This window comes from Paenibacillus popilliae ATCC 14706, from assembly GCF_000315235.1.
Taxonomy (GTDB): Bacteria; Bacillota; Bacilli; order Paenibacillales; family Paenibacillaceae; genus Paenibacillus_B; species Paenibacillus_B popilliae.
This window is the reverse complement of record NZ_BALG01000107.1, coordinates 1-10,250: the sequence shown is the minus strand read 5'-3', so window position 1 is coordinate 10,250 and position 10,250 is coordinate 1. Positions and strand designations below refer to the sequence as shown.

The following is a 10,250-nucleotide window of genomic DNA, read 5'->3' as shown; positions in this document are numbered from 1 at the left end:
ACAACGCTGCGAATTATGAACAGATAAATTACTGGGCTAAGAAGGGGGAACGCGTCAGAGTGGATGCAGCAGCAAAAAGCAGCGGTAAAAGCCGAGCCGCCTTTATCCAAGAGGCCATCGACGAAAAAATCGAACGCGAAGGGCTGGAAAGTCCGTCTGAAAATGAAGAGCAAGACAAAAAGCCTCGGGAGTAGTCCTGAGGCTCTATTTATGTACAGATCAAAATTAATAATTTGTGCTATGCAAAACCCGCGGAGACACGCGCCTGAGGGTTTTTTATGTCTGTAAACTTGGAAATAAATTGATATCCCAAGCATTAAAATGAAATAAATTACATATATTACATTTTAAATTTGTATTGATCAACCATCCACAATATAGTAAATTAGTCTTAGGTAAAAATTGGGTAATAAGTCTTAGGGGGGATGCTCATGAAAGAAATGATGAATAAGTTTTACCAAATGCACTCTATCAATAAGCTAAATTTCAAAGACATTAGGGAAAACTGTCGATTAACTATTGATGAGGTTGCAGCAGCTACCGGTTTACATAGACGCACCATTGAAAAGGTCGAAGAAGACTGTAGCAATGTTTACATCAGCGTCCTAGTGCTTTTATGTGAATGTTATGACATATCTCCAAATTACATACAATTAGGAAGCAGGGGTATTTAGTCAGCATTCATCAAAAAGGACGCCCGAGCGAATTGTTCCTTAATATACAATTGGCGATCCGATAGCCGACTTGTACGAGGATATCGCCGCTGAGGAGAAGGCGCGCGCGACGTATCAATGGCTGATCGATATGACGGATGATGTCGATTTGCAGGATGGTCTCAAATTTTTGCGGGAACGGGAAGTCATCCACTCGCTCCGGTTCCGGGAAGCGGTGGAGATTTTGAAGGAACAGCGGATTGCGAGAAAAATATTTTAATATGTCAAGGTGAAGCCGGTGTCGCCAAGGGACTGCCCCCCGTTTGTGAGACAGAGCTCAACACACCTTGCAAGTTCAAGTGGCCAGTCGTCGAAAATCAATCGGCGACTGGTTATTTCGTTTCGTTTGAATGCGAATGGAGTGATCGCAGGTAATGTAGGCATCATACCCGGTCGAGCCGGAAGTTGATTCAGCGTATCGAGAACACACGACGTATCTTGTTTGTCTGCTATACTGTAAGCCACAATCCCTCCGTTGTACAAGTCTAAAATGCTCGATAAATATAATGTTTTTCCGCCAAACGGTAAATCAAGAGATCCAAAGATGCGGTGCAGGCCATTAATAGCGTCATTTGCGAACGTGAAAATCTTCTGGGGGGGCTGGGTGCCCCTCTTCCTGATTCATTAGAGCATACCGTTCCCGCATGTGCAGGTAAGCTAAGCTTCCTCCAAGGCTCCAGCCGGCCCGAAGAACTCGTAATGAATTCGATCGGTCGCAACCCCAAGTCTGGTCAAAGCCCGATAGACGGCCTTCATGAACGGAACCGGCCCGCAGAAGTACGCATCCGCCTGCTGCCAGACATCGGCCGGCAGCGTGGCTGCAAGCCATGCCTCGTCAATGAAACCTTGGCGGTCACAAGCGTCGCCTTCCTCGGGACGATCGTAGAAGACGAAGCTGCGGATGCGGCCATTCGCTTCCGTCAAGGCGCGAACCTCGTCGCGAAATGCATGCATACGGTGGTTTCGCGCTGAATGAATGAAATAAATATCCCGGTCAGGCTCTTGCTTCGCAAGTGCTTGCAGCATGCTCATTATCGGCGTCAAGCCGACGCCGCCGCTCAGCAGAACGATAGGGGCATCGCTCCCTTCCTTCAGCGTGAAGTCTCCGGCAGGTGCCGTCACCTCCAGCCGATCGCCTTCCTGCACGACGTCATGTAGATAACAGGAGACAATACCGGCAGGGGAATGGGCATCGCCGCTCTCGCGCTTGACGCTGATGCGATATGTATCCCGCCCTGAATCCTGGGACAAGCTGTAATGGCGCAGATGCGTGTTCGCCGATCCCTCCGGTTTCACCCGCACCGTAATATACTGACCCGGATGGAAGGCGGAGATAGCGCCGCCGTCTTCCGGGTGAAGATAGAACGACGTAACGACATCCGATTCTCGCACCTTGCGAATGACACGGAAGCTGCGGAAGCCTTCCCAGCCGCCTTCCGCCTCCGCCGCGGCCTGGTACATATCGCGCTCGACCTGGATGAACATATCGGCAATGACGAAGTACGCTTTCACCCAGGCTTCCAAAATGTCATCGGTTGCTGCATCGCCAAGTACATCTTTGATGGCCAGCAGCAGATTCTTTCCTACGATCGGGTAGTGCTCCGGCTGAATATGGAGGGCACGGTGCTTGTGGGCGATCTGCTTCACGACCGGCATGATGTCCTCCAGGCGGTCGATATTTGCTGCCGCGGCGTAAATGGCCCGGGCGAGCGCTTGCGACTGGCGGCCCTGCCGCTGGTTCGCGTGATTGAAAATATTGAGCAGCTCCGGATGGTTCGAGAACATCAATTCATAGAATCGCTTCGTAATCTGTTGGCCATGCGCTTCCAGAACGGGTACGGTCGCCTTCACAATCTCGATGGTGCGCGGCTTCAGCATCATTACTCATCCTTTCATAATTGGGATTTTGCAACGGAATGATCCCAGTCTAACGAAGTGATATAGATCACTGTGTGATCTAGCGCACATCAAACGTGAGATATTCGTGAACGACGAAGCATTTTCGAGATAAACCGGGAGGAAACCGTTCAAACATAGAGCGAAGCCTCGAGATACGGGGACAGTGCGATGAATACCGAACGGAGGCGATATTCGGAGAATAGGTCCGGTAGGACCGGAATATACATTATGATATAATACAGTTATAGCAACATGTTGCAACCTGGTATTGGTCTAAAATACCAAATAAAACAAGGAAAGGATCAGGATACCAATGTGTCCCCGAAGGATGCTTCCCCAAAGGACAGTCTGGAAACGTTATGATCTTTCTTACATCTAGCTTCCTCTCGCAGAGAAACGTCACTCCAATGTAGACTGACTGCGAAGGAAGCGTGAGATGATGCGAAGGACCTGCTCCTCTATCTGGCTTCCCGCCGTCGGTCGAAGGACGAATCTACGAACGACGAGAGGGAACCAAGATGAGGAAAAACGAACAATTACGTCATATTGTATGGATGTTGTTAGGCTCAATGCTGTTGGCTTTCAGCTATTATCACATTAATTTTCAGAATCACCTGGCTGAAGGCGGATTTGTTGGTCTCGCGCTGATCGGAAAATATACGTTCGACTGGTCACCCGCATTGACCGTCCTGATGCTCGATATCCCGGTATTCATCGCCGCCTGGTTCTTCCAGGGGCAAAGGTTTATTATGAATACCGCGATGGCGACGGGAGTATTCTCCCTTACTTATGAGCTCTGTGAACGCTACTCGCCGTGGGTAATGAATTTCGGCAGCAACATGGTGCTGGCGGCGGTCATATCCGGAGTGCTAACCGGCTTCGCTGCGGGAATCGTACTCCGCCACGGAGGCGCGACGGGCGGCGACGATATCGTAGCCTTGCTCATCAGCCGCTTGACGAAGCTGAGCGTCGGCACGGTGTTTATGATGATCGACATTGTGGTGCTGCTGGTCTCCTTGTTCTATTTGCCGCTGTGGGATACGCTGTATACCATTCTCGCGGTAAGCATTGCGGGCAAGGTCATTACTTTGACCATACAGGCAGGCGTGCCGCGGCGTGCTGTACCGGTACGTTCGTAGACGGCCGTTCACCATCAGCACGGTTAATACACAACATGAGCGAAGGCCCGTCCGATCTCTTCCCACAGGGGAGGGACCGGACGAGTCTTTTTTTGCACCAAATCGGGGGAGGAATGCATGTTCGCCCAATTGTTGGCATAGGCTTGTGTCAAAGCATAATGGAAGGAGGACGACGGATGGAAGGGTTAATGAAGTCAATGCTCGATAAGCTGCCTCCGTGGGCGTATCAAGTATTCGCGGTCGTTATTGCCGCAGGCATGATTTTTTATTTCGTGAAGACGCTCTACATCAATAAGAAGCTCAGCGATATGATCGCCGACGTCATGCGCCGTGACGATCGGATGCAAAATATTCAACTGAGGATGGAAGAACTGCGGAGCGCCCAGATTATGCACGAGCATACGGCCCTGCAGATGCTATCGGCGCTGCGCGACGTGAAGCCGTTCATGGATGCGCTAAACGACATCCGGGCAATCGCAGATCCGTATGCCGTCCTGACCGAGGCGTCCTTCCTGCTGCAGCGGCTGCTGGATCTACTGGCTGTTGACATGAAGCTGAAGGCAGGGGGGCATCATCGCTGCGGCATCTGGCTGCATGCGGACCAGATACTGACGCTGCGCTTCGCCTCGGCGGGCTTCCCGAAGCATTATGTCGGCGAGCGCCAGCTGCATGTCGACCGCTCGGTAGCCGGGAGATCCTACCGGAAGCAGGCGATCGTGCAGAGCGCGGATGTGACGAAGGATGAGGATTGGGAGCGGAATACGGACTCCAGGAGTCCGTACCAGGCATTGATGTGCCTGCCGCTTGGCACCTACGGGGTGCTCACTATCGACGGGCTGGAGCGGTTTCATGACTCCAGCCGGGCCATCGGAGAAATCTATGCCTCGCTTTCGACCGGAATCATTGCGGAGTATATCGCCGCCTACCGGAGATGGTCACAGACCGATCACGGGAGCACCAGCTTCGGGACCTACGGAGTCATGTAAGTGCCGCCGCAGTTATTTTTCTGTTTATTTCCGAAATAGCGCCAGCAGCAGCGACCCGATAATACTAATAATAATACAGGTGACGATAGGAAAATAAAAAGTCGATCCGCGGTTTTTGACAACGATGTCACCCGGCAGGCGGCCGAACGGAATCCAGCGGCCCAACACGGCCCATAATAATCCGACGACGATAAGGACAATCCCTGCCCCGATCAGCAGCTTCGGCATGGAAGGCATAGCGTATACTCCTTTCTTGCGGCAGACGTCCGCAGCAAGCGGGGTCGGCCTGTTCTATTCTATAGTATACCTTCTTCCGGGACCTATGCGCATGCCGCGCAGGAACCGATTTATAAAATTCTAATAAAATATGGATCCAGACCGTTACAAATCGGGGAACTTTGGGTATACTAAGAAGGAAGGGCATACCCATCATAAGGAGGGGATAGAGCATGGATCAATTCACGATCAATCTCAACCAAATTGGTGGCGCTTATCAGCAGGGCGATTGGGAGCATATTGATGCCATTTACAATCGGGCTCGAGCGCGAATTACCCAGGGCGGCCCTGTCGTCCTCTATCGGGACACGGCGAACGGTTCATCCATTACCGTGCGCGTTTATGAGCAATTAAGCGAGCTAGAGGAATGGATACAGCATATGGAAGAAGAGTACGGTCTGACAGAACCCTACCTGTTATAACTGTGCTGTTCAATAGAGAGCCGCCGGGTTACTGGTCGTCCCCCTGTCAAGTAGACATGAATAAAAAGACACGCTAAAGCTGCGACCGTTTCCCGGTATTCTACCGGGAAACGGTCGTTTGGTTACTTCTGGAAATGTTCGTAGTTGTAGAACGAAATGGATTCTCAGCTTCTTGTTCCAGCCGAAGATCGTCCCTTCGGCTCTTTCGGCTCTGCCGTTCGGGTGGGGGGACCCGGGGTCACGGCCGTATCGTGACGCGGGTATTGACGGCAACATAGGAAGACAACTGAAGGACATCGGCATTATGCATCCGGATGCACCCGTGAGACACTTCTCTGCCGATGGAAGACGGATCGTTTGTTCCGTGTATGCCATAATGTGGCTTGGACAGGCCCATCCATAAGGCGCCGTACGGGCCGCCAGGATGATACTGCTTGTTAATAATCGTAAATTCTCCCGTCGGCGTTTTAGTGACCATCTTGCCGATTCCGACGGGGTAGCCGCGTACGACTCGGTTTCCGTCCAGCAAGTACAGCATGAGATCCGACAAATCGACAATGATACGGTAGGACGGCAACGATATTCCCTCCCTTGTTCTACTGTATGCGTTCAGCCGGCAGCATGAGCATGCCGACGGGCAAAGTGGGCAGAGGAAAAATAAGGCGGGCCATCGCCGTACGCCTGTTGCTATTCCTTCGTGATAGGGGGTTATATGTACGTTGGCCGATCTCCTACCGTGATATGGCAACAGGGAACCCTGAAGAGGTCCCCCTGCCTTGCGGTTAGATTGCAAAAATATGATTGCCGATTTTGCCGGTCTGCTGGCGCGACCAGATCCACGTGGACGTTGCGGTGGCCGGATTGAAATAATAAAGCGCCCCGTTCGTCGGATCCCATCCCCGCACCGCTTCCCAAGCGGCTGCATAGGCCGTACTGTCCGGCTCCAGCCCGTATTGGCCGTCATCCACGGCCGTGAACGCTTGCGGCTGGAAGATGACGCCCGCTACCGTATTCGGAAATAGCGGCGATTGCAGACGGTTCAACACGACGGCCGCCACCGCGACTTGTCCGGTGTACGGCTCACCGCGGGCTTCGCTGTAGATCGTATGAGCCAACATCTTCAATTCGTCGGCATTGACCGACACCCGCTTCAACGCTTGCCACGTATTCGAGCCGGCGATGCCGTCGACCTTCAAGCCGTAATCCTGTTGAAAACGACGCACGGCCTGCACTGTATGAGCACCGAATATCCCGTCCAAAGGCTGACGGTAGTAATCCAGTATGTGTAGACGAAATTGCAAATCCCACACATCCCCGCTGTAACTTCCTTGCTGGAGTGCAGGAGCGGCCGATGCCGCCGGAATGAAGGATGACAGACAAAGGATAACCGCCAGAAAAGGCAACATAAGTTTCTTCATGTTCTTCCTCCCTTCCCCTGCATTATATAAACCGGGGAGGGAAGGCTCAATGCCAGGATAATGGAAATAAAACTTCAAACTTCCAAGCAGCAACGCAATTGAACGGATAGATGCAACATTTTATATTGCAAAATAAGTTGTAATCGGATATGATGAAATGTCTTTTAAACAATATTTATTGTAATAAATAAGTATCCGGGTGTGTCATTCCAATTCAAGATAAAATGATTGCTCGTCAACGGAAAAAATCTAAATACAGTAAGAATTGAGGTCTGAATAAATGAGTATTGAAGTCGACTTTACCGATCACTCGAAATTAAATCGAATATTAACAACAAATATTGATGATTTTATCCACATTGCGAAAGCCCTTTCGACCGAATTGAGAATCGAAATGTTTAAAAGCTTGCTCGCGAGGCCGATGAACGTCGGGGAAATATCCGAGAAATTCAATATTCCTGCATCGACAGCCGCCGTAAACATCAAAAAATTGGAGGATGCGGGATTGATCAAGACGGAAATGGTTCCGGGAACGAGAGGAACCCAAAAAGTCTGCGCCGCCGTCTTCAGCCGGATTGTTGTCGATTTTGCGTACTTTAACCCGGCACCATCCGAGTCCTGCGCCATCGTTGCGTTACCGATTGGCCATTACGTAGATTCCAATGTGCAGCCGACCTGCGGCATGTTAAGCGAAAAATCGATTATCGGCGAGATGGACGAGCCGCGGTCGTTTTTTGAACCGGAACGTATCGACGCGCAACTGATCTGGTTTAAGAAAGGATATTTGGAATACCGCTTTCCGAATCGTGCCCCGCGAGGCGCGAAGATTTTGCGTTTGGAATTGACAATGGAGGTTTGTTCGGAAGCGCCGCTCCATAATCTGGATTGGCCTTCAGATATAACTTTATGGATTAACGGAAAGGAGTTGGGAACCTGGACAAGTCCCGGCGATTTCGGCGGAGAACGCGGACTGCTTACTCCGTATTGGTGGGGCAGCGAAAATACGCAGTACGGACTGCTTAAAACGTGGAGCACGAACGGGGACGGGTCGTTCATCGACGGAAGAAAAATTTCCGTGGTGCAGATCAAGGATATGGAAGCGGACGACACGCCTTATATTACAGTCCGTATCGGCGTCAAGTCCGACGCTGAAAATCACGGCGGAATCAATTTGTTCGGCAAAAAATTCGGAAACTATGAAACCGATTTACAGATGAGAATTTACTACGAGAATGAGTCTAAATGAAGGGGTGGTTTTAGATGAAAAAAATAAAATGGTTGAGCGCGCTTCTCATTCTAGCGGTCATCACGGCTGGCTGCGGAGGGCCCGGCAATGTCGGTGAGTATTCTTCCGAGAACGGCAAGACGACCATTACGTTCCTAAACGGATTTACGGGCGGGGACGGAGGTTACATGAAAAAAATTACGGACGGCTTCAACAGCTCCCAAGATAAATATTTCATTAAAGAGATGCAGGAGAAGGACCATTATACCAAGTTCAAATCTGGCAATTACTTCGATATTACCGATGAATTGACTTGCAGGGCGACGATGTGCTCGATCGCGTAGAATCTTACTTTGGCATGAGAAAAGTTCATACCATGGATTCTGCTATACGCAACTGACGGACGTGGAGCAGGAGATCAACGGGTTATTGACCTACGACCGGAAGCCCAAGTGCGACTTGAACGAAATCCGGCAAATCCATGACTTGTGGAATCAAGAAATTGTCGAGCAATAAAGGGGAAGGAGTTGATCGATACGATGTAAAAGGGATTTCGAGCGATAAAAACGGTAACGACGGATCACATTCATGTGCGCGATCCATTTGTCTTTCATTATAAGACGGAGGGGAAGTATTATCTGTTCGGCACGACGTTCGCCGATGGATGCGGGGATATTGATCCTGTGTTTGAAGTCTATGAAAGAAGCGATTTGCGGCATTGGACAGGCCCTTATCGTGCGTTTCAACCGCCAAAAGGGTTTTGGGGAGTGCGTCATTATTGGGCTCCTGAAGTGTTCGAGGTGGACGGAAAATATTATATGTTCGCCACGTGCAAGGGCGGCATCGGCGAACACCGGGGGCCCGGCATACTTGTGGCCGATCATCCTGCCGGACCGTACCGGGCGCATAGCGACGGCCCCGTGACGCCCCGCGATTGGGAATGCTTGGACGGAACCTATTACGAGGACGGGGAGGGGCAGTGCTGGATCATCTTTTGCCACGAGTGGACCCAACTCTATGAAGGCAAAATAAAGGCGATTCGTCTCACAAAAGACTTAACCTCCTCGTATGGAGACGTGGTAACGATTCTGAACGCGGCCTAATTTTGTTGGCCTAGGGCATAGCCAAGTCAAGCGCAAGCCTCGGAAATGCTCCGGGGCTTTTTGGATTTCTCGAAGCATATTTCAAGTGGAAATTGACATGCTATATGTGATGAACCGCAAGCAAATCCAGAGCAGCCCCGGAGACTTAACCATAGCAGATGGACGTCCGGAGAATGAATGAAATTCATCCAAGGGATTCAAAATTGGAGGTTACATTATGCCAAAAAATACGAAAATAGTCCTGATTCTCGTATTCTCCATCCTGCTTATTATGTCAGGGTGCGGGAACAGAAGCACGAAACCGGAGACGGATGCGGGCAAGAACAACACGGCACAAGAAGAAAAGGAAAAAGGAAATAAAGATGCTACCTCGAGTGCATCCATGGCGAATTACACTCCGCTTGAGGAGCTCAAAGACAGCTATGACATCGTGATCGTTGGCGCGGGCGGGGCGGGTATGAGTGCCGCGCTAGAAGCCAAAGCAGCGGGCATGAATCCGGTTATTCTCGAGAAAATGCCGGTTGCAGGTGGCAATACAAGCAAATCGTCTTCGGGTATGAACGCATCGGAAACGAAATTCCAAAAGGAGCAGGGCATTTCGGATAGTAATGATTTCTTTTACGAAGAGACATTAAAAGGTGGACATAACACCAACAATAAGGAGTTGCTTCGCTTTTTCGTCGACCATTCAGCTGATGCCATCGATTGGCTGGATTCCATCGGCATCACATTGAACAATATTACAATTACGGGTGGTATGAGCGAGAAACGCACCCATCGTCCGGAAAACGGCTCCGCCGTTGGCCAGTATCTTGTGACCGGCTTATTGAACAATGTACAAGAACAGGGTATTCCGATTTTTGTCAATGCCAATGTCGAAGAAATTACAACACAAGACGGAAAAGTGAATGGAGTGAAAGTTCTCTTTAGTCAGCATGGAGAAAAAACGATTGCGGCAAAATCCGTCGTGGTTACAGCGAGGCCACTGAAAAAGTCCTTCTCATGAAAAAAGGTACGGCTCCTCAAGAAAATTGAGGAGCCGTACCTTTTTTCGTTTATAATTAATGCA

Annotated in this window: 12 protein-coding genes and 3 pseudogenes; 10 read left to right on the top strand and 5 right to left on the bottom strand. The window is 50.3% G+C overall.

Annotated elements, in window-relative coordinates:
- The 3 genes and pseudogenes from PPOP_RS24080 to PPOP_RS09195 form a co-directional block, all read left to right on the top strand.
- Positions 1 to 194, top strand: a 194-nt coding sequence (locus PPOP_RS24080; protein WP_006285995.1) for a hypothetical protein, incomplete at its 5' end; no start/stop codon positions are given.
- A 237-nt stretch (positions 195 to 431) separates the two neighbouring features.
- Positions 432 to 674 (top strand): helix-turn-helix domain-containing protein, encoded by a 243-nt coding sequence (locus PPOP_RS09200; protein WP_042228132.1) that lies wholly within the window; start codon positions 432 to 434, stop codon positions 672 to 674.
- Between the two features lie 52 nt (positions 675 to 726).
- A pseudogene (locus PPOP_RS09195) lies at positions 727 to 933 on the top strand (manganese catalase family protein); the annotation flags it as partial.
- 170 nt (positions 934 to 1,103) lie between these two features.
- On the opposite strand, the pseudogene PPOP_RS25855 reads toward PPOP_RS09195, so the two are convergent.
- Together PPOP_RS25855 and hmpA are read right to left on the bottom strand one after the other, a co-directional pair.
- A pseudogene (locus tag PPOP_RS25855) lies at positions 1,104 to 1,241 on the bottom strand (IS3 family transposase); the annotation flags it as partial.
- A gap of 129 nt (positions 1,242 to 1,370) precedes the next feature.
- Positions 1,371 to 2,591, bottom strand: coding sequence for an NO-inducible flavohemoprotein (gene hmpA / locus PPOP_RS09190; protein ID WP_042228129.1), 1,221 nt, complete (start codon positions 2,589 to 2,591; stop codon positions 1,371 to 1,373).
- Positions 2,592 to 3,130: 539 nt separating this feature from the next.
- Between hmpA and PPOP_RS09185 the strand changes: the two genes are divergently transcribed.
- Positions 3,131 to 3,751, top strand: coding sequence for a YitT family protein (locus tag PPOP_RS09185; RefSeq protein WP_042228126.1), 621 nt, complete (start codon positions 3,131 to 3,133; stop codon positions 3,749 to 3,751).
- A 176-nt stretch (positions 3,752 to 3,927) separates the two neighbouring features.
- The gene (locus PPOP_RS09180) at positions 3,928 to 4,737 is read left to right on the top strand and encodes a GAF domain-containing protein (protein ID WP_006285990.1); all 810 of its coding nucleotides are present in this window, start codon (positions 3,928 to 3,930) and stop codon (positions 4,735 to 4,737) included.
- A 24-nt stretch (positions 4,738 to 4,761) separates the two neighbouring features.
- Here the strand turns inward: PPOP_RS09180 and PPOP_RS09175 are convergent, their stop codons facing one another.
- Positions 4,762 to 4,974, bottom strand: a complete 213-nt coding sequence (locus PPOP_RS09175; protein ID WP_006285989.1) for a DUF2905 domain-containing protein — start codon at positions 4,972 to 4,974, stop codon at positions 4,762 to 4,764.
- A gap of 212 nt (positions 4,975 to 5,186) precedes the next feature.
- On the opposite strand from PPOP_RS09175, the gene PPOP_RS09170 reads away from it, so the two are divergent.
- The gene (locus PPOP_RS09170) at positions 5,187 to 5,435 is read left to right on the top strand and encodes a hypothetical protein (protein ID WP_006285988.1); all 249 of its coding nucleotides are present in this window, start codon (positions 5,187 to 5,189) and stop codon (positions 5,433 to 5,435) included.
- Positions 5,436 to 5,673: 238 nt separating this feature from the next.
- On the opposite strand, the gene PPOP_RS09165 is transcribed toward PPOP_RS09170, so the two are convergent.
- Positions 5,674 to 6,012 carry a L,D-transpeptidase gene (locus PPOP_RS09165; RefSeq protein WP_006285987.1) on the bottom strand — a complete coding sequence of 113 codons (339 nt, stop codon included), beginning with the start codon at positions 6,010 to 6,012 and terminating at the stop codon, positions 5,674 to 5,676.
- Between the two features lie 205 nt (positions 6,013 to 6,217).
- A complete protein-coding gene (gene sleB / locus PPOP_RS09160; RefSeq protein ID WP_006285986.1) occupies positions 6,218 to 6,853 on the bottom strand; it encodes a spore cortex-lytic enzyme in 636 nt (211 codons plus the stop codon).
- Positions 6,854 to 7,133: 280 nt separating this feature from the next.
- Here sleB and PPOP_RS09155 point away from each other — a divergent pair, with 280 nt between their 5' ends.
- The 4 genes and pseudogenes from PPOP_RS09155 to PPOP_RS09140 form a co-directional block, all read left to right on the top strand.
- Positions 7,134 to 8,099 (top strand): ArsR/SmtB family transcription factor, encoded by a 966-nt coding sequence (locus tag PPOP_RS09155; protein WP_006285985.1) that lies wholly within the window; start codon positions 7,134 to 7,136, stop codon positions 8,097 to 8,099.
- A gap of 14 nt (positions 8,100 to 8,113) precedes the next feature.
- Entirely contained in the window at positions 8,114 to 8,422 is a 309-nt protein-coding gene (locus PPOP_RS09150) for a type 2 periplasmic-binding domain-containing protein (RefSeq protein WP_006285984.1), read from the top strand.
- A 246-nt stretch (positions 8,423 to 8,668) separates the two neighbouring features.
- On the top strand, positions 8,669 to 9,181 hold the full coding sequence (locus tag PPOP_RS09145) for a family 43 glycosylhydrolase (protein ID WP_006285983.1): 513 nt from the start codon (positions 8,669 to 8,671) through the stop codon (positions 9,179 to 9,181).
- Positions 9,182 to 9,398: 217 nt separating this feature from the next.
- Positions 9,399 to 10,160: pseudogene (locus PPOP_RS09140) on the top strand (FAD-dependent oxidoreductase); the annotation flags it as partial.
- Between the last annotated feature and the right edge of the window lie 90 nt (positions 10,161 to 10,250).